Annotated in this window: 22 protein-coding genes, 3 tRNA genes and 1 rRNA gene; all 26 read right to left on the bottom strand. The window is 35.3% G+C overall.

Going from position 1 to position 25,040, the window contains the following annotated elements; translation table 11 throughout:
* Positions 1 to 44: 44 nt before the first annotated feature.
* The 26 genes from KA909_RS00485 to purR all read right to left on the bottom strand — a co-directional run bounded on the left by KA909_RS00485 (position 45) and on the right by purR (position 25,037).
* Positions 45 to 117, bottom strand: a tRNA-Lys gene (locus KA909_RS00485).
* 5 nt (positions 118 to 122) lie between these two features.
* Positions 123 to 198 (bottom strand) — tRNA-Thr (locus tag KA909_RS00480).
* 14 nt (positions 199 to 212) lie between these two features.
* A tRNA-Val gene (locus KA909_RS00475) sits at positions 213 to 288 on the bottom strand.
* A gap of 9 nt (positions 289 to 297) precedes the next feature.
* Positions 298 to 412, bottom strand: a 5S ribosomal RNA gene (rrf, locus tag KA909_RS00470).
* Between the two features lie 663 nt (positions 413 to 1,075).
* On the bottom strand, positions 1,076 to 2,566 hold the full coding sequence (gene lysS, locus KA909_RS00465; protein ID WP_070854586.1) for a lysine--tRNA ligase: 1,491 nt from the start codon (positions 2,564 to 2,566) through the stop codon (positions 1,076 to 1,078).
* Positions 2,567 to 2,847: 281 nt separating this feature from the next.
* The gene (folK, locus tag KA909_RS00460; protein WP_070854585.1) at positions 2,848 to 3,327 is read right to left on the bottom strand and encodes a 2-amino-4-hydroxy-6-hydroxymethyldihydropteridine diphosphokinase; all 480 of its coding nucleotides are present in this window, start codon (positions 3,325 to 3,327) and stop codon (positions 2,848 to 2,850) included.
* A complete protein-coding gene (folB, locus tag KA909_RS00455; RefSeq protein WP_193839740.1) occupies positions 3,328 to 3,693 on the bottom strand; it encodes a dihydroneopterin aldolase in 366 nt (121 codons plus the stop codon).
* The gene (gene folP / locus KA909_RS00450) at positions 3,671 to 4,474 is read right to left on the bottom strand and encodes a dihydropteroate synthase (protein WP_053031345.1); all 804 of its coding nucleotides are present in this window, start codon (positions 4,472 to 4,474) and stop codon (positions 3,671 to 3,673) included. Before folP ends, folB begins: the two co-directional genes overlap by 23 nt.
* Positions 4,475 to 4,821: 347 nt before the next feature.
* A complete protein-coding gene (cysK, locus tag KA909_RS00445; RefSeq protein ID WP_053031342.1) occupies positions 4,822 to 5,754 on the bottom strand; it encodes a cysteine synthase A in 933 nt (310 codons plus the stop codon).
* Between the two features lie 213 nt (positions 5,755 to 5,967).
* Entirely contained in the window at positions 5,968 to 6,852 is an 885-nt protein-coding gene (gene hslO / locus KA909_RS00440; RefSeq protein WP_075108882.1) for an Hsp33 family molecular chaperone HslO, read from the bottom strand.
* Between the two features lie 237 nt (positions 6,853 to 7,089).
* Positions 7,090 to 9,273: an ATP-dependent zinc metalloprotease FtsH gene (gene ftsH / locus KA909_RS00435; RefSeq protein ID WP_053031338.1), complete on the bottom strand. Its 2,184-nt coding sequence runs from the start codon at positions 9,271 to 9,273 to the stop codon at positions 7,090 to 7,092.
* A 263-nt stretch (positions 9,274 to 9,536) separates the two neighbouring features.
* Positions 9,537 to 10,076 (bottom strand): hypoxanthine phosphoribosyltransferase, encoded by a 540-nt coding sequence (gene hpt, locus KA909_RS00430; RefSeq protein ID WP_053031336.1) that lies wholly within the window; start codon positions 10,074 to 10,076, stop codon positions 9,537 to 9,539.
* A gap of 3 nt (positions 10,077 to 10,079) precedes the next feature.
* Positions 10,080 to 11,372, bottom strand: a complete 1,293-nt coding sequence (gene tilS, locus KA909_RS00425) for a tRNA lysidine(34) synthetase TilS (protein WP_398577049.1) — start codon at positions 11,370 to 11,372, stop codon at positions 10,080 to 10,082.
* Positions 11,373 to 11,614: 242 nt separating this feature from the next.
* The gene (locus KA909_RS00420; RefSeq protein WP_053017953.1) at positions 11,615 to 12,016 is read right to left on the bottom strand and encodes a S1 domain-containing RNA-binding protein; all 402 of its coding nucleotides are present in this window, start codon (positions 12,014 to 12,016) and stop codon (positions 11,615 to 11,617) included.
* Positions 12,017 to 12,144: 128 nt separating this feature from the next.
* Positions 12,145 to 12,540, bottom strand: a complete 396-nt coding sequence (gene divIC, locus KA909_RS00415) for a cell division protein DivIC (RefSeq protein ID WP_053031330.1) — start codon at positions 12,538 to 12,540, stop codon at positions 12,145 to 12,147.
* Between the two features lie 20 nt (positions 12,541 to 12,560).
* Positions 12,561 to 12,839 carry an RNA-binding S4 domain-containing protein gene (locus KA909_RS00410; RefSeq protein WP_037537011.1) on the bottom strand — a complete coding sequence of 93 codons (279 nt, stop codon included), beginning with the start codon at positions 12,837 to 12,839 and terminating at the stop codon, positions 12,561 to 12,563.
* Positions 12,836 to 14,026 (bottom strand): MazG nucleotide pyrophosphohydrolase domain-containing protein, encoded by a 1,191-nt coding sequence (locus KA909_RS00405; RefSeq protein ID WP_075108879.1) that lies wholly within the window; start codon positions 14,024 to 14,026, stop codon positions 12,836 to 12,838. The genes KA909_RS00410 and KA909_RS00405 overlap by 4 nt, the downstream gene beginning before the upstream one ends.
* Positions 14,026 to 15,597, bottom strand: coding sequence for a polysaccharide biosynthesis protein (locus KA909_RS00400; RefSeq protein WP_193839922.1), 1,572 nt, complete (start codon positions 15,595 to 15,597; stop codon positions 14,026 to 14,028). Before KA909_RS00400 ends, KA909_RS00405 begins: the two co-directional genes overlap by 1 nt.
* A gap of 4 nt (positions 15,598 to 15,601) precedes the next feature.
* On the bottom strand, positions 15,602 to 19,111 hold the full coding sequence (mfd, locus tag KA909_RS00395) for a transcription-repair coupling factor (RefSeq protein WP_210129869.1): 3,510 nt from the start codon (positions 19,109 to 19,111) through the stop codon (positions 15,602 to 15,604).
* On the bottom strand, positions 19,108 to 19,680 hold the full coding sequence (gene pth / locus KA909_RS00390) for an aminoacyl-tRNA hydrolase (RefSeq protein WP_053031322.1): 573 nt from the start codon (positions 19,678 to 19,680) through the stop codon (positions 19,108 to 19,110). The genes mfd and pth overlap by 4 nt, the downstream gene beginning before the upstream one ends.
* Before the next feature lie 278 nt (positions 19,681 to 19,958).
* Positions 19,959 to 20,618: a 50S ribosomal protein L25/general stress protein Ctc gene (locus KA909_RS00385; protein ID WP_193839743.1), complete on the bottom strand. Its 660-nt coding sequence runs from the start codon at positions 20,616 to 20,618 to the stop codon at positions 19,959 to 19,961.
* Positions 20,619 to 20,801: 183 nt separating this feature from the next.
* Positions 20,802 to 21,767 carry a ribose-phosphate diphosphokinase gene (locus KA909_RS00380; RefSeq protein ID WP_053031319.1) on the bottom strand — a complete coding sequence of 322 codons (966 nt, stop codon included), beginning with the start codon at positions 21,765 to 21,767 and terminating at the stop codon, positions 20,802 to 20,804.
* 111 nt (positions 21,768 to 21,878) lie between these two features.
* Positions 21,879 to 23,234: a bifunctional UDP-N-acetylglucosamine diphosphorylase/glucosamine-1-phosphate N-acetyltransferase GlmU gene (gene glmU, locus KA909_RS00375; protein WP_193839744.1), complete on the bottom strand. Its 1,356-nt coding sequence runs from the start codon at positions 23,232 to 23,234 to the stop codon at positions 21,879 to 21,881.
* Between the two features lie 211 nt (positions 23,235 to 23,445).
* Complete coding sequence (gene spoVG / locus KA909_RS00370; protein ID WP_011276763.1) at positions 23,446 to 23,748, bottom strand: septation regulator SpoVG; 303 nt, start codon at positions 23,746 to 23,748, stop codon at positions 23,446 to 23,448.
* A 67-nt stretch (positions 23,749 to 23,815) separates the two neighbouring features.
* Positions 23,816 to 24,196, bottom strand: coding sequence for a RidA family protein (locus tag KA909_RS00365; protein WP_053031315.1), 381 nt, complete (start codon positions 24,194 to 24,196; stop codon positions 23,816 to 23,818).
* 16 nt (positions 24,197 to 24,212) lie between these two features.
* A complete protein-coding gene (gene purR, locus KA909_RS00360; protein ID WP_053031313.1) occupies positions 24,213 to 25,037 on the bottom strand; it encodes a pur operon repressor in 825 nt (274 codons plus the stop codon).
* Between the last annotated feature and the right edge of the window lie 3 nt (positions 25,038 to 25,040).

The raw sequence follows: 25,040 nt of genomic DNA, 5'->3' as shown, positions 1-25,040 counted from the left end.
CTACCACTGAACTACTTCCGCATGTGGCTATTAAAATAATCGTATGAGCCATAGAGGATTCGAACCTCTGACCCTCTGATTAAAAGTCAGATGCTCTACCAACTGAGCTAATGGCTCAAAGATGGTGCCGGCCAGAGGACTTGAACCCCCAACCTACTGATTACAAGTCAGTTGCTCTACCAATTGAGCTAGGCCGGCAAATTAATTAAGAATGGTGGAGAATGACGGGTTCGAACCGCCGACTCTCTGCTTGTAAGGCAGATGCTCTCCCAGCTGAGCTAATTCTCCAACATGTAAGCCTGGCAACGTCCTACTCTAGCGGAACGTAAATCCAACTACCATCGGCGCTAAGGAGCTTAACTTCTGTGTTCGGCATGGGAACAGGTGTGACCTCCTTGCCATTGTCACCAGACAATAACTTACTCAATTAATTATAATGTCAATTATTTTAATTTTCAATAGTTAATTTTACACTTTATTAAAGTTATCTTTACAAGTCTTTTACAAAATTAACTTTCGTTTTTGACGACTTTTATATCTTACAACATTCAAAAGGTAAAGTCAACAGTTTTTTAAAACTTTTTTAATTTAATAAGTTTATCATTTGTTACTTCGACTTCTTTTGAACACTTTTACTATGTTAGCACATCATAAGTACAATGACCATACCTTTTTTAAACTATTTTATTATAATTTCTCCACTCTTTTTTACTTTTGTAACACCTTTTCTCAAATAATATGTAAGTCACTTTAAGTCATCTAATATTCAATGCCTATATACTTACCTATTCTAACTATTTAACTCATTTTCGTTTCATTTAGCATATATATAATAAAAAAATTGACTGGGACAAATTGAAATGTCTCAGTCAAATATATCATCTTGGCAGCAACTGACTGATTTGAAAGGGGCTCAACTCAGACTTTTTCAAACCTAGTCATACTTATCGACGGGCACTGGCTAAGAAAATATCATAAGAAATGCTACAACAAAACAAGATGGGAGCCGGACAACGAAATAAATTTTGGAAAATATTATTTCTGTCCTACTCCCATCTCAAATATTAAATACGATCTATTTCTGTCTCATGTAAGGGAATAATAATACGTCTCTGATAGATGGAGAGTCAGTTAATAACATAACTAAGCGATCGATTCCGATACCTAACCCACCTGTTGGAGGCATACCGTACTCTAATGCTTCAATGTAGTCTTCATCCATTTCATGTGCTTCATCATTTCCTTGAGCTTTTTCAACTAATTGTGCTTCGAAACGTTCACGTTGATCAATTGGATCATTTAATTCAGTAAATGCATTAGCGTGTTCTCTACCTACGATGAATAGTTCGAAACGATCCGTGAATCTAGGATCTTCTGGGTTTTTCTTCGCTAATGGAGAAATTTCAATTGGATGTCCATAAATAAATGTTGGTTGAATTAATGTTTCTTCCACTTTTTGTTCAAAAAATTCATTTAAAATATGGCCATACTTCATATTATCTGTAATTTCAATACCATGTTCTTTCGCTGCTGCGATAGCTTCTTCATCAGTTTTAATTTGATAGAAGTCTACACCTGTTGCTTCTTTTACAGCATCAACAATATGAAGACGTGTCCAAGCAGACTCTAAATCAATTTCTTCTCCGTTATATTGAACTTTTGCAGAACCAAGGACTTCTTGAGCAATATGTCTAACCATAGACTCTGTTAAGTCCATAATATCATGGTAATCAGCATAAGCTTCGTATAATTCAATCATAGTGAATTCTGGGTTATGACGTGTTGATACACCTTCATTACGGAATACGCGTCCTATTTCATATACCTTCTCAAGACCACCAACGATTAAACGTTTCAAGTGCAATTCAATTGCAATACGCATATATAGCGTTGCGTCTAATGCATTATGGTGTGTAACAAATGGACGTGCAGCTGCCCCACCTGCGATTTGATGCATCATTGGTGTTTCAACTTCTAAGAAACCTTGTTTATTTAAGTAGTTACGCATTTCTTGAATGATTTTACTACGATTAATAAACGTTTGTGTACTATCTTGGTTAGTGATCAAGTCTAAATAACGTTGACGGTAACGTTGTTCGATATCTTGTAAACCATGGAATTTATCAGGTAAAGGTCTTAGCGCTTTAGATAATAAAGTAAATGTTTTAGCTTTTACTGATAGCTCACCTGTATTCGTTTTGAACATGACACCTTCAATACCAACGATATCACCTAGGTCTGCACCTTTCCATAAATTATCGAAATCTTCTTCGCCAATTTGGTCTTTACGCACATAAATTTGAATTTGGCCAGTCAAATCTTGAACATGTGCGAAACCAGCTTTACCTTTACCACGTTTAGTCATTAAACGACCTGCAATTGACACGTGACTTTCGTCTTCTTTTTCATGTAACGCTTCTTTAGAGAACTCATCCCATTGTGCTTTTAATTCGCTAGCAGTAGCTGAACGTTCAAAACGTTTCCCAAAAGGATCGATTCCTAAATCAATTAATTCTTGTAGTTTTTGACGACGGACCTGCATTTGGTCATTCATTTCTTCTGACATAACTTTCTCTCCTTTAAACTTCTTTTTTATGATAAATGTTCCATGGATCATTTTTAAAATGCTTATAAGAAATCTTATAGCCTATTTAGTGATATTTCTTCACGCTTTTTATGGAAATTCGTTACCTTTATCACTTTAAAATTATGATATTCTTTATATTCGCATTTCAAATGGTGCGCTTCGTGTTGAGAAATACTTGATAAAATGTCTTCTCAGATTAGTCTACTATAGCAAAGCTGCAATATAGCCTAAGGTTATTATACTTACCCAAAGCTTAATACTTAACCTTTATATTTCTTAACAGTATCATCTGGTTTAACTAAATCAGAGATACGTGCATTTGAACGAGGTTCAATTTGTGTAGATGCAATATCATTCAATGGTATTAATACAAAAGCACGTTCACCCATACGTGGATGTGGCACTTCAAGGTCATCTTCTTCTATTACCTTATCTCCATATAATAAAATATCGACATCTAATGTTCTTGGACCCCAACGTATGTCTCTAACGCGATGCAATCGCTGTTCAGTTTCTAAGCAATGTTTAAGTAGTACTTTGGGCTGTAATTCTGTTTCAATTTCTAAACACAAATTTAAAAAATTGGGTTGCTCTGTATAGCCTACTGGTGCAGTCTCATATATTGGAGAAATCTGAGTTACAGTGACACCGTCTATGCTATCAATGATTTTAATAGCTTCTTGTAATTGCTGTTCCCTATCACCAATATTGCTTCCTAAGCCTAAATACGCTTGTACCATTTAACGATTCTCCCTCACTATTTCTATACCTACACCGTCATAATGACCTGGGATAGGTGGATTTTCTTTAGTGATTCTGACTTTCGTTTCCATTACACGATTATAGTGTGAATTTATACGTTTTGCAATACGTTCAGCTAGATGTTCGATTAAATTACATGGTGGACCTTCAACGATTTCTTTCACATCTTCAAACACTTCACCATAATGTACAGTATCAACCACTTTATCAGATTGACCCGCTTCAACTAAGTCTACTTTCAAAGTAACATCTACTACAAAGATTTGACCTATCTCATTTTCAGCAGGTAATGCGCCGTGATAGGCGTAAAATCTCATACCATTAAGAAAGATTGTGTCGTTCATCGTCATTCTCCTTTAAGAAATCCATACTTTGGCCTAATCGAGCGTTTAATTGAACATTATGTACACGCACGGCTTTGACGCCTTTCATTATACCATAAGCTGTTGTTGCAGCTGTGGCCTCATCACGTTCTAGTGCCTTCGTTTCGGTACCAATCATTTCTTTGATGAAACGTTTACGACTCGTTGCCAATAAAACAGGATACTCTGTTGCAACTAGTTCATCTAAACGTGCCATTACTTCATTTTCTTCTTCACGCGTTTTCGCAAATCCAATTCCTGGATCTAGCCATATTTTATGCTTAGGGATACCTGCCATTTCAGCTTTGTTCGCTTGCGTAATAAGTGATAACAACATCTCTTCGACAACTGGTTGATCACGATGTCCATCACCATTGTGCATTAATACAATTTCAGCATCATAAGCAGCTACAACATCAAGTATTTTAGGGTCGTATAAGCCTGCCCATTGGTCATTAATCATTGTAGCCCCTAATTTTAAACATGCTTCTGCTACTTCACTACGATATGTATCAATCGAAAGTTGAACATTTAATTTTATAAGTTCTTCCACTACAGGAACAACACGTTCAATCTCTTCTTCCGTTGAAATTTCTGTAAAACCTGGTCGTGTAGATATACCTCCAACGTCTATAATATCCACGCCCTCTTCTACCATCTCTTTTGCACGTGCAACTGCCTTATCTACCGAATTGTACTTACCACCATCAGAGAATGAATCCGGTGTTACATTTAATATGCCCATAATTTTTGTTTTAGTCATTTTTGTCACGTCACCCTTCGTCCTTTTGAAAATGATTTGTAGCACAATAACTACGTTGACTTAATATTCACATACTAATGATACACTCATTTACCAAACATTTCAGTGTTTATAATCGACATCCAAACATCTATAGCTTTCATTGAATTTAATTGGGGTGTTTTTTAGAAAAAAGAACGGGAGTAGGACAGAATTCATTTAAATTCGTTGCCCCACCCCCGTAAGGATGACTATAACTGAGAGAAGCTTAACTTAAGCACATCTTAGTTCTGTCAGCTACTGCGAATTTGCAAAGTAGCATCATTATATTATTTATATCTTAGACCACTAAAAATCTTAATTATTGATTAATCATCAAATGAATATAAAGGTGTAGATAAGTAACGTTCACCATTACTTGGTAATACTGTTACAACTGTTTTACCTTTACCTAATTCTTTTGCTTTTTGGATTGCAGCATGGATCGCAGCACCTGAAGAAATACCTGCTAAGATACCTTCTTCTTTAGCAACACGACGTGATGTTTCCATAGCTGTATCGTTATCAACTTTGATAATACTATCGTAAATATTTGTGTCTAAAGTATCTGGTACAAATCCTGCACCTAAACCTTGTAATTTGTGTGGTCCAGGTTCACCACCACTTAATACTGGTGATGCTTCAGGTTCGATAGCAACGATTTCAACGTTAGGGTATTTTTCTTTTAAGACTTTACCTACACCAGATAAAGTACCACCTGTACCTACACCTGCTAAGAAAGCATCAATTTGTTTACCTTCGAATTGCTCAACTAATTCTGGGCCAGTCGTTAAAGCATGGATTTCAGGGTTTGCTGGGTTTTCGAATTGTTGTGGTTCGAAGTAACCATGTTCTTCTTTTAATTCTTTTGCTTTTTTGATAGCGCCTTTCATAGCTTCTGAACCTGGTGTTAAGACTAATTTTGCACCATAAGCTTTTAATAAGTTACGACGTTCAGAACTCATTGTTTCAGGCATTGTAAATACTGCTTTATAACCTTTAGCTGCACATACGAAAGCTAAACCGATACCAGTGTTACCACTTGTTGGTTCTACGATTGTATCACCTGGTTTAATTTTGCCTTCTTTTTCAGCTTTTTCGATCATAGCTAATGCGATACGGTCTTTTACTGAACCACCTGGATTTTGGTATTCTAATTTTACGTATACATCTGCTGCATCTTCATCTACAACGTTTCTTAATTTTACTACCGGTGTATTGCCAATAATTTGAGTAATGTTATCTACTGGTTTTTGTGCCATTGAAAAAACGCTCCTTTTACTTTCATATTTAAAACTTAGTTTTTTTATCGGATATAATTATATTCTATCAGAATTTTCTAAAAAGACAAAGATAATTCTCTCATTTTTAGACTTAAAGTTACATTTTACTTCCACATTCATTTATCTTCCCTGTAAAAAAGGCAATAAACACGTGATGGTTCATCGCCTTGAATTCTCTTTTCAGTTATACAATTATGCCTGCATTGAAGCTAATAATTCTTCTAGTTCTGCTTCTGAATAACTGTATTTGTTACCACAGAAGTGACAAACTGCTTCAGCACCATGATCTTCTTTAATCATATCTTGAACTTCAGCTTCACCTAAACCTTTAATCGCATTTAGAAACTTCTCATGGCTACAATTACATTCAAACTGTGCAGGCATAGTCTCTAAAATTTGAACATTGTCTTCTCCAAGTATCTCATTTAAAATACCTTCTGGCGTCAAGCCTTGTTCAATTAATTTAGATACAGGTTGCATATTACTAATAGCATTTTCTAATTTAGTAACTGTTTCATCTTGCGCGCCAGGCATCACTTGAATAATGAATCCTCCAGCGGCTTTAATAGAATTGTCTGGATTTACTAACACGCCTAATCCTACTGAAGAAGGTGTTTGTTCACTTGTCGCAAAATAGTATGTGAAATCTTCTCCCAATTCACCTGATACAATTGGGCTTGCACCAGAGAAATAATCTTTCATACCAACGTCTTTGACTACTTGAATTGAACCGTCTGTGCCTACCGCTCTTCTTACATCTAATTTACCTTGTCCATTTAAAGGGAAATGTGTTTGTGGTTTATCAACATAAGCACGTACATTTCCTTCTGCATCTGCATCTGCAATGATTCTGCCGATAGGACCTTTACCATCAACTGTTACAGTTAATTTTTGATCGCCTTTCAACATTGAACCCATTAATAAAGTTGCAGTCATTGTTCTGCCCATTGCAGCTGATGCTGTCGGCCAAGTATAGTGACGTGTTTGCGCCTCTTGCACTGATTCAGTTGTGAGTGCAGCATATGCACGTATTTCTCCATCAAACGCTAATGATTTAACGATATAATCATGTGTCATCTTTGTATACTCCTCTAATACATCTATTTTTATATTGCTATTATTTATACTTGAATCATTCATTTACTTCTAATATTTTCCTTTAAGGATACTTATTCTACACTTGTTCAATAAGAATATGAAGTAACTTGCTTTCAACATTATTATTGTTATTTTAACTATCCTTTTATATTAAAAAAATCTCCTTCGATTAAGGCGTATTGCCCTACTCAAAGGAGATAACAATCCAGCTAAACCTTATCGATTGTTAGGGTTGTTTGGATCATTCGGATTATATGGTTTGTCAATATTAGGAGATTGTTCATAACCTGTTTCGTCTTCATCACTGGAATGGCCACGATGTTGATCCGTATCTCCGTTTGAACCGTCACGTAGTTGATCATGTCCTGCATGATTATCTCTACCATCTCTTTGACGATGTCTACGTTCACGATTAATATCGTTATCCTCTTTACGATCTTCTCGCATATCTTCTTTTCCTTCTTCTAGTTGTTCTTCGCGAATATCATCGTAAGATTTACCATATTTACCTTCGCTAAAGTCAGAATCTTCATCTTTAACAACGCGCGCAGCATCGTAATCTACTTCTGGTAATACACCATCATAGAATAATGAACGGATTTGTTCTGCTACTAATGTTTCTTCTGTTAACAATGTTTTAGCGATAAGTTTAAGTTCTTTTTCATGTTCTAATAAGATTTGTTTACAACGTTCATATTGTTCTTTAATAATACGTTGAACTTCTTTATCAATTTCATAAGCGATTTGACCAGAATAATTAGGTTCACCTTGCATATCTTTACCTAAGAAGACTTGTCCACCACCGCTAGATGAGAATTGTAATGGTCCAAGTTTTTCACTCATACCATATTCAGTAACCATAGAACGTGCAATTTGCGTTGCTCTTTCGAAGTCATTTGATGCACCGGTTGATACTTCATGGAAGTTAATATCTTCTGATACACGACCACCTAATAAACCACAAATTTTATCTAATAATTCAGGTTCTGTCATTAAGAAGCGATCTTGTTTTGGTAACATCATTGCATAACCACCAGCTTGTCCACGAGGAACAATCGTTACTTTATGCACAACTTCCGCTTCATCAAGCACCATACCAATGACCGTATGACCTGCCTCATGATGAGCTACAATATTACGTTCTTTGTCAGAAATAACACGTGATTTTTTAGCTGGTCCAGCGATAACTCGGTCTGTAGCTTCTTCGATATCACGCATATCAATTTTATTTTTACCTTCACGCGCAGCAATTAAAGACGCTTCATTTAATAAGTTCTCTAAATCTGCACCTGAGAAACCAGGCGTTCTTTGTGAAATGGCTTTTAAGTCAACTGTTTCATCAAGTGGTTTATTTTTAGCATGTACGTGAAGTATAGCTTCACGACCTTTAACATCTGGACGACCAACTTGAATTTGTCTATCAAAACGACCAGGACGTAATAACGCTGGGTCTAAGATATCAGGACGGTTAGTTGCAGCAATCATGATAATACCTTCATTTTCACCGAAACCATCCATTTCAACTAGTAATTGGTTAAGTGTTTGTTCACGTTCATCATGACCGCCACCAACACCTGCACCACGTTGACGTCCAACTGCATCTATTTCATCGATAAAGATGATACATGGCGCATTCTTTTTCGCATTTTCGAATAGGTCACGTACACGGCTTGCACCGACACCCACAAACATCTCAACGAAGTCTGAACCACTGATTGAGAAGAATGGTGCACCAGCTTCACCAGCTACGGCACGCGCTAATAATGTTTTACCTGTACCTGGAGGGCCGACAAGTAATACACCTTTAGGTATTCTTGAACCCATTTGTTTAAATTTCTTATTATCTTTTAAGAAATCTACAATTTCAATTAACTCTTGCTTTTCTTCATCTGCACCAGCAACATCTGAGAATCGTACACGACGTTTTTGGTTATCGTACATTTTAGCTTTAGATTTACCAAAGTTCATCATACGACCGCCACCGCCGCCACCTTGTGCTTGGCTAAGGAAGAAAATAAATAAGAAAGCAATAATCAATACAGGAATTAATGTCGTCAACATACTTACGAAGACGCTTTGTTTCTCTTCTTCTTTAACTTTAAAATCTAGTCCTTTTTGGCTTTTGGCTTCATCTGTAATTTTTTGTAAGTCTTTTTCGTTATTGTATAAGATTGTTGAAGCATAATCTTCATCATTTTTTGTTTTACCACTTACCAAGTACACATTTTGTTCAGGTTGGATTTCTAAGGTTTTCAAGTCACCCTTATCCAATTTCTCTACAAACTGTGAATAGGAAAGTTGTTTCGGAGTATTACCGTTCCCATTTATGTAAGAAAATACGCCGAATATAATAACGCCAATAATTGCGATAACAAGCACATTGCGAAAAGCTTTTTGCATGCGTCATTTCCTCCTATTTCTATAATAAAGCTAACAAAAATTGTAACACAATACTTCTCTTAAAGGCTAGCATTTCAACTTTTGTAATACTTTTCAAAATCCTTGTGTTATCAAACTTTTTAAAACCTAAATTCCCTAAAAATGATTTGTTTTTTTAAGTCAGGTTTAAGCATATAAAATGAGTCTACACTAATTCTACACTTAAGTATAGTTATTATATCTTAAACACGATTTAATTATATTAACAACTAAATAAATGTCACTTACTTGTTATAAATTTCTGGTTTTAATGTCCCGATATACGGTAAATTTCTATAATGTTCAGCATAATCTAAACCATACCCTACAACAAATTCATCAGGAATTTTCTTGCCGACATATTTCGCTTCAATATCAGCTTTACGTCGATTTGGTTTATCTAATAAAGTAACAATTTCAAGTGAGTTAACTTTACGAGATTGTAATAATTCAGTAATGGATTTCAATGTCGTACCTGTTTCTAAAATATCTTCAATAATGAGAACATCTTTATTTTCAATAGATGAACCCAAATCTTTTAATATTTGGACTTCTCCTGTTGATTCAGTCCCACCATGGTAGCTTGAAACATCCATAAAATCAATTGCTAAATGTGTATCAATACGTTTAATTAAGTCGGCCATAAACATAACAGAACCTTTTAAAATACCAACGCAGACAAGTGGTTTATCTTTGTAATCTCTCGTTAACTGTTCACCTAAATCTTTACAAATATCTTGAATATCTTCTTCAGTTAATAAAATTTCCTTTAAATCATCTTTCATTAATCATTCATCTCCAATTTTTTTGATTTCGATATGTTGATTATATGCTTGAGCAATATATAAATTACCTACAGCAATAATTTGATGGTGTTGATTTTCAATTACTGGCATTTGCATGCGCGCATCATTTGGAATTTTATAATCTATAAACAAACGCCCTACTTTTTTATGGCCTTGTTGTCCATTCAATTCGACTTTATCTCCATTGCGACGTGTTCGTATCAATAACGGTAATTGGTCATGGGGTATCGTCGGATGAATAACGATATGATAGGATCCGAAACGATATGTATTTGCTTGATTCACAATTTGATTATCTAATAATGACGGCTCATTTTTAGCCAATATAATAAATTTATCATATGCCATTTGAATTATCCATTTTTCAGTAAGGGATATCTCAAATTGTGCGATTTCACTATCAATTTGAGCAAACCATTCATGGTATTGTTTCTCTGAAAATGACTTATCCAATTGAAGGTGTTTGAATAGTTGATCTAATAACACCATTTTAGTAATGTCATCTAGTTGATTAAATGCATGTCGTGCACACTGAATCTGTGTTGTATTATTATTGATCGAGATGTCATGTTCAATAAAAGCATCGGCTTTTTTTCGACTTTCACGTAATTGGATGTCGTGCCAACGTTTTAGCTTTAGTAAATGCGTGCTATCAAGCTCTGAATTTTGGTTAATCGCTGGTAATAACCGATTACGAATATCATTTCTAACATATTTATTATCACTATTTGAACTATCCTCGTAATAGGGAACTTGATATTTATGCTGATAGTCGCGTATGTCATCTTTTGAAACTTCCAGTAATGGGCGACTTATTGTATAGTGACGACGTTTCGATTGAACGTCTATTCCTAAAGTACTTCGCGTAGAACGCCCTGTAAACAGTCGATAAAAAATGGTTTCAAGTTGATCATCTAAATGATGTGCTGTAAGCAATACGTCTGCCTTTAATTGCTTCATCATTTCATCAAACCACTCATAACGCAGATAACGCGCATCAGCTTGTATACTCTTACCCTGTGCTACGATATCAGTTAAATTCAATCGTTTCACATAACAAGGGATGGCGTGTTGTTTACAAAACGCTTCTATAAATGCTTCTTCCTTATGCGATGCCTCTCGCAAGCCGTGATTAACATGTAGACAAGTCAATTGTTTATACGTATGTGATAATTGTGTAAGTAAATGATGCAACAGCGACATACTATCTATACCTGTCGAAACTGCAATCACAATATGATCTGTATTGTTCCATAGCGACGTATTAACTTTCAACATTCAGACCTCCTTAATCCCTAGAACATTACGTAATACAGTGCTGTAATGCGCTCATCAAAAAAAGAGTGGAACTAAAATTCATTGTTGAATTTTAAGTTCCACCCCGCAAAAATAACACATCATATATATAAATAAAGGGCCATTCGACAGGACAACAACCATGTATGTTCGTAGTGAATGTCACCTATAATGATGTCATCCTTGCTATTACCTATAATCATATAAATAATATATTTAAATTAGCGTCTTGAACCTTTACCGCCACGTCTTGATTCTGTTTGTCGTTTAATAGATGTTAATTTATCTTCACTATCTTTCAAGAAATTGCTTAATTTCTTTTCGAAATCTTCACCTTTTTGTTGTGGTGGTCTATTGTGATTTGATTTATGTTGTGGTCTACGAGGACGATCTTTGGCTTTTTTAATTGAAAGGCTAATTTTACCGTCATCTGCAATAGATAAGACTTTAACTTCAACTTCGTCTCCAACTGATAGGTGATCTTCAACATTCTCAACATAGTTATCAGCCACTTCACTGATATGAACTAAGCCACTTTTTCCTTCAGGTAATTCTACGAATGCACCAAATTTTTTGATACCAGTAACTTTACCTTTTAGCTTGTTTCCTACTTCGATTGACATATTCTAAATAAATCCTCCCGATTTTGATTCGATTTTAACCTTATTATATTCCTGTTTTAATATTTTCACAATGCTATAAAACCAGATAATTCATTCTTCTTTAAGAAAAACGATTATCTTTTATATTATCAGTTGTCATTTGAGGATTTTGATTTAGAATCATCATCGTTATTAGGCAATTTAAAAATAACTTCACCTTTATTACTCAAGTAATAATCATCTCTTGCTACCTTCTCAATGTAGTCCTTATTATTTAAATTACTGAGCTCTTCTTTTAATGCGATTTCCTCATCTTGTTTTTTTTGAAATTGTTCCTCTTTATGCTTTCGCTCAACTGCAGCTTTATCATTGCTTTGTTTTTGGACGACAAGCATGATGGATAGAATAATAATGATCGCTAATAGTATCCCACCGAATACGGTCACTCGTCGTCTAACAACTCGCATTTTTTTCTGTTGTCGTTGTTTCTTTCGGTTTTTTTCGGAGGTATACTGGTTTCCTATGTTTTCTACCTTTTTACTCATTGCTTGTCACCTCCTTCAGTCTATTCTTCTTCAAATTGATTTTGATTAATTCGTTCTTCTTTAATTAAATCATACATACCTTTAGCGTTTTCTTTAGAAGCATGTTCACTTAAACCCGTTACTTTAACTGTAACCAGCTTTTGTCCGAAACGAATAACCAGTTCATCTTCTACTTTAACATCTGTCCCAGCTTTGGCTACATTACCATTTACAGTAATACGACCTTGGTCACTTATTTCTTTCGCCAAAGTACGACGCTTAACGAGTCGTGATACTTTTAAATATTTATCTAATCTCATGAATCTTTCTCCCCTTGTTGCAAATAGTTTCTAAGGGTTTCTTCATCAAAATCCCTATTTTTGGTTTTATCATACAATGCCATGAAGTGGTCTGCAAATACTTTCTCAAATTTAACGCGTGGTGATTTACCTTCTTTACTCTTAGCTGTCTGCCAAATGTCATTTAAATCTTCTATGGATTCTGCATTTTCATCACCGAAAATGTGTGGATGACGACGAATCATCTTAGCACTGAGACTCTCAATAATTTCTGTGATGTCCATATAACCTTCTTTTTTACCAATACTAGCATGCAAGAGCACTTGCAGTAAGATGTCACCTAATTCTTCTATCATGTGCCAATCATCTTCATTATCTATCGCTTCAAACAATTCGAAGCTCTCTTCTAATAAATAACGTTTAAGAGAGTCATGTGTTTGAACACGATCCCATGGGCAACCTATTTCATCATCTACTAAGCGATCTATCACTTCTACTGCATAGTCAAAATTCTGATACAGTGCTTCATCATTTGTCACTTTCGGTACATATACACTCGTTAAATTATTAAAAGCATCCTCATGATGATCAAGCTCAAATAGTGGCACCTCCAGTACATTAGCCCCTGTACTGTGCGCACCAGTCACGATTTTTACTAAGAAGTCATCTGGATAATGTTCCATTAAAGTGATTTTAATATCTGCTGCAATCATAGCACTGTATACTTGCGTAATAAGTGTATGCGTACGTACATTGAGTAAATGTTCTGTTAAAGCAGTTCCATCCAATAAAGTAAAACCATCATTAGGATCTTGATCGATTGCTGCAAAGATATCATCAATAAAACTTTTACCACCTAGCATTTTAACGTCTACGTCTTGATGATGTGCGTGATAATCAAGCAACTTGGCTGTCGTCGTTTCAGCTACTCGCGGATGTCCAGGCACGGCATAGACCACGTCTTGTGCTTGTGCTTTTTCTATTAAAAAGTCGACGATTTGTTGATAAACCGAATCGAAATCTTCGTTTGCTTCATAAACTGTATCAAAGCTTTCAAATTTGAGTTCATCTTGTAATTGATTGATTACAGGATGTTCAAGTGTACGTGTATAAACAAGCGGTTGTTGTATTAAGAAACGATATATACCAAGTGGCAATTCATCTAAACCGTAGTTACCTAAACCAACAATTGTAATTGTATGTGTCATTAATGTCGTCCTTTCTTAATATGATAAAGCTTATCGCCAAATGGCAAATGTTTTAATTCTCTATAGCTTAAAATATTCATGTACATCACGAGTAGCAATAATACGGCAACGCCTAGGATTGCTACAATAACTAACATTATAAGTCCACCGATACGTCCTACTACAGGTAACAATTCCATAATGATTTGAATAACGATTGTCATGACGGCTAATGCAGTAATCATTTTCAAAATGAAAGGTTTCATTCGATTAAAGCGATACTGTTTAAGCACTTCTCTATGCAATATGACTACAAAGCAAGCGAGTGACATAACCGTACTTATACTAGCGCCGGCAATACCATACTGCGAAATCAACAGCACGTTCAGTATAGCTTTCACAATTAAGCCAACCATTACTCCAATCAATATCGGGCGAATACAATTAAGTACTTGTAGCAATGCAATATCCATCATAATGAGTGACACACATATAACAGTTAACATATAGAATCCAAGTGTGAAACTTAGGCTATTCGTCTTAAAGAAGACCGCATTCATCATAGGCAATAAATTAATTAATCCTATACCTGCTGCTGAACTAATTAGAATCGTAATCTTAAGCGATGCGTTAGCATAACGATTCATTTTTACTTGATTTTGTTGTTCAATCGCCTCAGTCAATAATGGTATGAGCACAAAGCTAAATGTGGTTGTAACAATTAACCCCATTTGTATAAATGAAGCACCACGATCATATATTCCTTTTTGCATGATTGCTTCTTTAAAATGCAAACCATGTGATTGTAACGTATGAACAATGGTAAAACTATCTACAAATTGCCATAATATAACCAATAACTGACTCAATGCAAAGACAAGCGTAGCCATAAGTAAGTCTTTCCAAGGTATATCCACCGATATGTTCTGCATTTTGAAGGCGAAAGGTTTCATCACTATTAAAAAGAGGCTTGAACCTAAGAATCCAAGTGCAGAAGCTAAAATCGCAATCGTCCCCGCTTGATATATGGACCAATCTCTTATCATAAATAAAACAATCGCTACAATAATAAATCCAACACGAATCATTTGTTCAATTACCTGGGAAATAGCAGGTATGTTCATTCGTCTTTGACTTTGATAATAGCCACGACACACGCCTAGTATGCCGATGAATAGATAACTTAAGCTTGCCATTCTTAACATTGGCGCAAGTCTTGAATCTCCCATTAACACAGCCACTGGATTCGCTAATAATAAGAGCAGTATAAATATCATGATTCCAATCATTTGGAATCGTAATAATACTTTGGAGAACGAAGCAGCTTGTCCACTAATACCAAACGTTTGTGTAACCGCACTCGGAATAGCATTCATAGATAAAATCATACCTAGTGCCACAATGGGATAAACTTGTTGATACGCATATAAACCCGTATCACCGAGTACATTTTGATAAGGTACTCGGTAAATTGCACTTAATACTTTGACGGTGACGAGCGCAAGGGTTAGAATCACAACACCATTAAATGCTGTGTGTCTAGAATTCGTAGATTCAGATGACAACGATTGTGTCGATTTAGACTCTGACATCTTCTTAATCTTCATCTTCAATAGCCATACTTCCTTCAAGACATTTCACAAGGAATTTCAAGTTATCTAACCATTGCTTAGATTTCGTAAGCGTGACATGCATACGGTTCTCTTTAACACCAAGTTTCATTGCACGTCCTAAAGGTTGTGTTTGTTTAAACAATACTTCACCATTGATTTGTTCTGTTGCTTTCGCTGATAAAGACACTTCAATTTGCTTACCTTTATCCTTAATTAAAGTTACACCAGCATGTAGTGCATGTATTTTAATTTCTACCATTTCAAGCAAACGTTCAACTTCTACTGGGTAATCATTGAAGCGATCGATTAACTCATCTTTAATATCAAATAATTGTTCTTCCGTTTCAACTTTGCGTAGTTTTTTATAAATTTCAATTTTAGCTTGCTCGTTTTGAATATATTCTGCTGGTAAATAAGCGTCTAAGTTTAATTCCATTTCTACTTCTGGTGCATTTGGTTCTTCTTCTTTGATGCCACGTTTTTCGTTAACCGCTTCTTCTAACATTTGTGAATACAAGTCGAATCCGACAGAGTCGATAAAGCCATGTTGTTGTTTACCAAGTAAGTTTCCGGCACCACGAATATTTAAATCACGCATCGCAATTTTGAACCCTGAACCTAGTTCAGTAAATTCTTTAATCGCTTGTAATCTTTCTTCTGCTGTTTCAGTTAACACTTTATTTGCGGCGTGTAAGAAGTAGGCATAGCCGATACGACTTGAGCGTCCTACACGACCACGTAATTGATACAATTGACTTAAACCAAAGCGATCCGCTTCTTCAATGATTAACGTGTTCGCATTAGGTACATCCACACCTGTTTCAATAATGGTTGTAGTCACTAAAATATCAAATTCGCCATTGATGAAACTGAGCATTGTTTCTTCAAGATCGCGTTCTGTCATCTGACCATGTGCAACAGCAATATTAGCATCCGGCATTAACATCTGTAATTGTTCACGCTTTTCATAAATTGATTGCACTCTGTTATATAAATAGAATACTTGTCCGTCACGCGATAATTCACGTTCTAAAGCTTCTTTTATAAAATTACTGTTTTGTTCTAACACATAAGTTTGTACAGGAAAACGATTCTCTGGAGGTGTTTCAATGACTGATAAATCACGTACACCAAGCATACTCATATGCAGTGTTCTTGGGATTGGTGTTGCAGTTAAAGTTAACACATCAACATTGGTCTTCATTGTCTTAATACGTTCTTTATGACGTACACCAAAGCGTTGTTCTTCATCGACTATTAATAAGCCCAAGTCTTTATAATGAATATCTTTGCCTAACAATTTATGTGTTCCAACTACAATATCCACATATCCTGATTTAAGTCCTTCTTTTGTTTCTTTGACCTCTTTAGTTGAACGGAATCGACTAATCAATTCAATTTGCACCGGAAAATCTTGCATTCGTTCAATTAATGTTTCATAGTGTTGTTGCGCTAAAATCGTTGTAGGAACAAGAAATGCAACCTGTTTACCTTCCATCACTGCTTTGAAAGCAGCTCGAACAGCAACTTCTGTCTTACCATATCCTACGTCACCGCATAATAGGCGATCCATTGGACGCTCGCGTTCCATATCACCTTTGATTTCGTCAATCGACTTCGCTTGGTCTGGCGTCAATTCGTATGGGAAGTCCATTTCAAACGCACTTTGCTCAGCAGTATCTTCACCGTATTGGTATCCTACTGACATTTCACGTTCTTTATACAATGCGATTAATTCATCCGCAATATCTTCAACACTTTGTTGAACTTTAGCCTTTGTTTTCTTCCATTCTGAACCACCAAGTTTGTTTAGTTTAGGGGATTTATCTTCGGAAGCAACATATTTTTGCACTTGGTCCATTTGATCAACTGGTACAAACAGTTGGTCTGTGCCTTTATATTGTAATTTAATATAATCTCGGTGAACATCGCCAACTTCTAGTGTTTCAACACCTAAGTAACGACCTACCCCATGATGCACATGTACAACATAGTCACCGACATTAAGGTCTTGATATGACTTGATTTTTTCAGCATTTGATAGCGTCTTAGTGCTTTTACGTTGTTTCTTTTGCTTAGTCTTGAACAATTCGCGCTCAGTTATGACAACGAGTTGCATATAGGGTAATTCGAAGCCTTCTGATAGACTGCCTTCTGTAACAATGACTTGTCCAGATTTAATGTCATTATGAACATTTGTAACAGTCGGTATATGCATCTCGTTCAACATTGATTGGATACGTTCAACTTTCGTTTCCGTTTCTACTAACACTACAATGTTGTAGTCATTATGCACATAACGTTGGAATTCTGAACGCATGATATCATATTGCCCGTAGAATTGTTGCACTGGTTTACATGAAAATTTAATAATATGTTGCAACTGAACAGGCATTGTCGATGTAAATAAAGTGAAATAGGTTACTGGATAATCTTTTAGCAATGATTCAAAACCATCATATTGCATAAATGATTGCCCCATAAAACCATTTCCACTTTCTATTAAGTTCTGAATAAAGTCGTCCACTTCAGTTGTTAATGTCTTTTCAGTTTCTTTAATACGGTTATATTCATCCGTTACAATGATGGCATCTTCTGCAAAATAGTCAATTAGTGTTGAAGGCTGGTCATACATAAATGCCACCAAACGACGTAATAATTGATGATCAAAGAACGTCGTTTCAAACAATTTGAAACTTTCGTAAGTCTCTTTCAAATCATTACGGACAGATTTATCAATTTTTGGGCGTGTTGTTTCATATGCCGCCTTTAATTCAGTTTGTAAGTGTTGAATGACCTCATCTGTAATAATGTAATCACTTGCCGTCGTAATCGCAACTTCTTCAATATTGTCATTTGAACGTTGCGTTTCAACATCAAAGTCGCGAATGGAATCAACTTCAGTATCAAACAATTCGATTCGAACAGGTTGACCTATGAGTGGATAAATGTCGATAATACCGCCACGTAATGAGAACTCACCAATGTGTGATACGACACTTTCACGACGATACCCCATATTCACTAATTTGTTTAAGAATTCATCAACGTCGATATCTTCGCCTACTTTGAGCGTGAGTTGATGATCTTTCCATAAATCAAATGGTGTAAGCCATTTTTTCAATCCATTTAAAGGAACGATAAATAACCCTTTCTTATTATGAGCTAATGCAGTTAGTGTACGTACACGTTCACTCATAAGTTGAGGGCTTTGCGTTGAGAATTCTTCAGTCATAATATCTTGTACAGGATATTTATACACTTCAGAATGATCGACATATTGTAAAATATCAGTTTCTAATTTATCTGCTTGATATAAGTTGTTTGTAATTAACAACATTTGTTTTTGATCTTTTAAATACTTTTCAGCAATAATCGTTGCTTTTGCTGAGGGAGAAAGGCCAGTGACAAGTATATTCTGTTGGCCGAAGACGTCATCAAGTTCTTGGAAACGTTTATCATTTTGAATATACTCTGAAATAATAGGTCTCAATTGACTTCTCCGTTATATTGATTCATTACATGATCAAAGCGTGAACTTTCAATAAATGCTTCTACTGCATGTGCTGAATGTTCGATTACTTTATCCATAATGATCATTTCTTCTTTTGAGAATTTCTGTAATACATAATCAGGTACTGACATACCGTTTGTTGGTCTCCCTACACCAATACGAATACGTTTAAATTGATCTGTACCTAAATGTTTAATTATAGACTTCATACCATTGTGTCCTCCAGCGCTACCTTTTTGGCGCAATCGGATTTGACCTTGAGATAAATCTAAATCATCATATAAGACAATTAAATCTTCCACTTCAACATTGTAATAATCCATTAATGGCCCAACTGCCTCACCTGAAAGATTCATCATCGTCATTGGTTCAATAAATAGGACCTTTTCGCCATTTAGACGTTCAATAGTATAAGCACCTTTAAATTTTTGTTTATCTAATGAGAAATGGTGTTTCTCTAAAATAAAATCGATGACTTCAAATCCGATATTGTGTCTTGTTAACTCAAATCGCTTACCTATATTTCCAAGACCCACAATACATTTCATACGATGTGACCTCCATTGTGTTTCATTTATAATGATATCTATCAACTGAATAGAATTGTGCATATCAATTATTCCTTATTCTATAACATTCCCTATAATAACACAAAAAAGGGGCAGAACAGAATTCTTAACGAATCCATGATTCCACCCCCGCAAGGATAATTAGCGTTGCGTACACTTGATATATGTGCCTAATCAACTCATATAGCTACTGCGATTTGGCATTGTAGCCTTATATTATGTTTTATCCTAAATGATTAAAGATAACATTCAACGAATTATTCTTCTTCTTTGTTTTCTTCGTCATCTTCTTTGTCTTCACCAACTACTTCAGGTTCTTCAGTTGCTGATTCACCTTCCATAGCTTCAACTTCTTCTTCAGTAGGTTCATCAGTTGGAGGAACTACTGTTACAACAGATTCTTCTGGGTCATTTTCAATTGTGAAATCACCAGAAACTTTAATATCTGCAACTGAGTAGCTATCATTAACTTCTAATTCAGTAATGTCTACTTCAATTGATTCAGGGATATTTTCTGGAGTTGCTGTAATTTGTAAGTCGAATAATGGTTGTTCAACTACGCCACCTTCTTTAGCGCCAACAGCTTCACCTACTAAGTGAACTGGTACGTCAACAGTACGTTCTTCAGTCATGTTGATTGCTAAGAAGTCGATGTGCGTAATTTGGTTTTTAAGTGGGTCGAATTGATAATCAGACACCATAACTTTAATTGTTTTAGAACCAACGCCTAAATCGATAACGCCGTTACGTCCTACTTCACGGATAATTTTGATGAATTCAACTTCATCAACTTTAACTGAAGTATTTTTAGTACCATAACCATAAACTACTGCAGGTACTTTACCTGTGTTACGTAATTTTTTAAGGTCAGAACGCGTTTGTTTACCTTGACGGATGATTGACTTTAATGAAGCCATTCGTATTTCCACCTTTCATTTTCAAGTCTAGATACTTATTATCGTGAGAATCTTAAGTTCTGGACTTCCCTTCACTTACCCATCAACTTTATAAGTTGCTTGCAAGTGTTTATTAGTTCGTAAAACCACGAACGAATGTATTATACACGCTTAAAAAATATAAGTCAAACGCATTTGTAAACTTTAGTCAAATAATACACTGACTGATTCACGTTCATAAACACGGATAATGGCTTGTGCTAATAAACCAGCAACTGATAATTCTTTTGTATTTGATGGCTTACGAGCGTCATCAAGTAAGATTGAGTTTGTAACGATTAATTCTTTAATTGCTGAATTTTCGATACGTTCTTTTGCAGGGCCTGATAACACTGGGTGTGTACAACATGCATATACATCTTTAGCACCTTTATCTTTAAGCGCTTGTGCAGCTAATGTAATTGTTCCTGCTGTATCAATAATATCATCAATAATAATCGCAGTACGTCCTTCAATTTCACCAACAATATTCATTACTTCTGCCACGTTTGGTTTAGGACGACGTTTATCAATAATTGCAATCGGAGTTTTTAAAATGTCGGCAAGTTTACGTGCACGTGTTACACCACCATGGTCAGGTGATACGACAACACATTCTTCTGGGTCAATGTTAGGGTCGTTTTCAAAATGTTGACCAATGATAGGTACACCCATTAAGTGGTCGATTGGAATATCAAAGAATCCTTGAATTTGTGGTGCATGTAAATCTAAAGCAATCATGCGATTAGCGCCAGCTGTTTCAATTAAGTTAGCTACTAATTTAGCTGTAATAGGTTCACGGCTACGTGCTTTTCTATCTTGTCGTGCATAGCCATAGTATGGAACCACAATATTGATATTAGCTGCTGATGCACGTTTACATGCATCGATCATAATCAATAGCTCCATCAAGTGTAAATTAACCGGATTTGAAGTTGGTTGGATAATGAAGACATCACATCCACGAATACTTTCTTCAATATTGATTTGAATTTCTCCATCACTGAAGCGTTTTACAGAACATTTCCCTAATTCAATCCCTACTCGATCAGCTACTTCTTGTGCTAATGGCTCATTTCCTTTTAAAGAAAAAATCTTTAAAGATGAATTCTTGTATTCATTATTTAACATTTATAGTCCTCCAATTTTTAACTTAGACACTTTCATTATATAAAAAATCAATCGTTTTTACTATGTTCAACAAAAAATTGTAGAAAAGAGATACGAAATTTTATCAAAAACTTACTTTTTAAGATAGCCCTCTTTTGTGATTTGACGGGCACGCGCAAGCGCTAAACTTTCATTAGGTACGTTGTCCGTAATTGTAGATCCTGCAGCAATTAATACGCCATCACCTACAGTTACAGGTGCTACTAAGTTAGTATTACAACCAATAAATGCATCTTTACCAACAACCGTTTTGAATTTGTTTACACCATCATAATTTACAGTAATTGAACCACAACCAATATTCGTACGTTCACCGATTTCAGCATCTCCGATATAACTTAAATGAGATACTTTAGCACCATCTTTAAGGTCTGCTTTTTTCACTTCTACAAAGTTGCCGACTTTCACTTCCGAACCTAAGTTAGAACCCGGTCTTAATTGCGCAAATGGACCAACTTTTGTTTTATCACCCACAACAGCGTCATTAATCACTGATTGTTTGATATCAACATGTGCGCCAATACGACTATTGTTGATTTCAGAATATTGTCCGATAACAGTTTCTTCTCCAATTGTTGTGTCACCATTAATTCGCACACCAGGTTCAATAATTGTGTCCATACCAATCTTAACATCCGGACCAATAAATGTAGTTGTAGGGTCAATAATCGTTACACCATTTCTCATGTGCGCAATATTAATGCGTTGTTGTAACGCTTTTTCAGCATTACTTAACATCACACGATCATTTACACCCATAATTTCATTAAAATCATCTGTATGATAGACTTCTGCAATACCTTCATCTTCTAAGATTAAAGTAATCACATCAGGCAAGTAATATTCTCCTTGCGCGTTGTCATTTTTAACTTCCGCTAATTTAGAAAAAAGCACTTGGTTATCGAATGCAAAAATACCTGAGCTAATTTCAGTTAATGCCTTTTCTTCTTTTGTCGCATCTTTTTCTTCAACGATACGTTGTAATCTGTGCGCCTCATCTCGAACAATACGACCGTAACCAAATGGAATTTGAGCAGTTGCTGATAATACTGTAGCCTGTGCGTGCGTACTTTCATGATGATCAATTAACTTCTGCAACGTATGTGCAGTGATAAGTGGTGTATCTCCACAAACAACTAATGTTGTGCCTTCCATATTTTCTAAATGCTCATTGGCCATCTTTACTGCGTGCGCTGTTCCCAATTGTTCTTCTTGATAACTATATAATGATTGATCTCCTAAAGTTGCTTTAACATCTTCAGCACCGTGACCAACGATTGTCACGATTTGGTTCACACCAGCATGCTTAACATTTGTTAACACATGTTCTACCATTGATTTCCCTGCAACTTCATGTAGTACTTTATATTTATTTGATTTCATTCTAGTACCTTTTCCAGCTGCTAATATTACCGCATTTCTTTGCATGAATGGTAACCCTCCAATAAATTTTACACTTCTAATTTATTATAATTTAACTCAAGTTCGAGTTTCAAGATTTAGAAGGTTTTATCATTTAGTCTATTTAAATTTTCAAAAATATGTATACACAATTTGAATACTTTAGCATACATTTCACAACTTAAAAAAGCAGGTTCAACACATTTAATGTTGAACCTGCTATGAATGTATGGTTTATTTAAGCTTCGTCTGAATCTTCTGATGAAGCGTTTTTATCTGGAATAACTTCATCTGTTTCGTCATATACTTTCATAACGGCATCTTGAATTTCTTGTCTCATATCAGAGTTAATTGGATGCGCGATATCACGGAATTCACCATCTGGTGTACGTTTACTTGGCATTGCAACGAAAAGACCTGAGTTTCCTTCAATTACACGTAAATCATGAATTACAAAAGCTTCATCTAATGTAATTGAAACAAGTGCTTTCATTCTGCCATCTGTTTGTATTTTTCTAAGTCTAACATCTGTCACTTTCATGTAGTGAGCCCCCCTAGTATATATATCTTTGTTTGTTAGAAGCTTGACAATTTTCTAATCAAGGAAATTATATTCCTTTTACTTTACCTACAACTTCAATTTCAACTTTAACGTCTTTAGGTAAGCGTGCAACTTCAACACAACTACGTGCTGGTTGATGTTCGCTGAAATAACTACCATATACTTCGTTTATTTGTTGAAATTCATTCATATCGGAGATAAAGATGGTTGCTTTCACAACTGAGTTTAAATCCGAACCAGCTTCTTCAAGTACTACAGACAAATTGTCTAGCACTTGTTTTGTTTGTTCTTTTACATCATCACTGACAATATTCCCTTCAGTATCTAATGGGATTTGTCCAGATGTAAATACTAAATTATTCACAACCATAGCATGTGAGTATGGTCCTAAAGCTTCTGGTGCTTTGTTAGTGTTAATCATTTTCATGATGTAAAAACTCCTTTTAAGAAAATTTAGACAAACTATTGCCAGGTTCTACTTTAAATTCCTGATTGTATTCATCTACATCAGATAATTTAACTAAAGAAGTATAATCCTCAATCAATCTTTGTTTAACTTCTTTTGATTCTACAAGTACAGATACCCCTTTAACGTGTGCCTTAAACTCATTCATCAGATTCATAACACCATTAATTGAACCCCCTGCTCTCATAAAATCATCAACGACGAGTACATTAGAATTTTCAGCTAACGTACGTTTAGAAAGTACCATCGTTTCGATTTTACGAGAAGAGCCTGACACATAGTTAATCGATACAGTAGACCCCTCAGTAACTTTATTGTCTTTTCTAATTACTACTACAGGTAAATTTAATACGTTCGCTACCGCATTGGCAAGTGATATCCCTTTTGTAGCGATTGTCACAACCGCATCAAGGTCCTCTTCCATATAAATGCTAGCAATTAATTTGCCAACTTTATTAAGTAAAGAAGGGTTTCCGACTAAATCTGATAAGAACAGATAGCCACCCGGTAATAATCGTTCTTTCTCTTGAAGTAGCTCAATAATTTCATCAATAATCTCTGACGCTTCTTCTTTGCTCATCATCGGTTTATAGGTTACACCGCCACTAGCGCCTGCTGTCGTAATAACTGTACCTAATTTTTCTTTTTGGAAAGTATTTTTAATGATTTGAACATCTTCACTAATTGAAGATTTAGCTTGTTTAAATTTCTTCACAAAAAAAGTTAAAGGTACTAACTGATTTGGATGGTTCATTAAATACTGTGTCATAAAGACGATACGTTCACTTCTTTTATACCTCATTTG

Origin of the sequence: Staphylococcus sp. GDX8P54P (assembly GCF_017893165.1) — a bacterium.
GTDB classification, from domain to species: domain Bacteria; phylum Bacillota; class Bacilli; order Staphylococcales; family Staphylococcaceae; genus Staphylococcus; species Staphylococcus borealis.
This window is presented reverse-complemented; position numbering and strand designations above follow the sequence as displayed.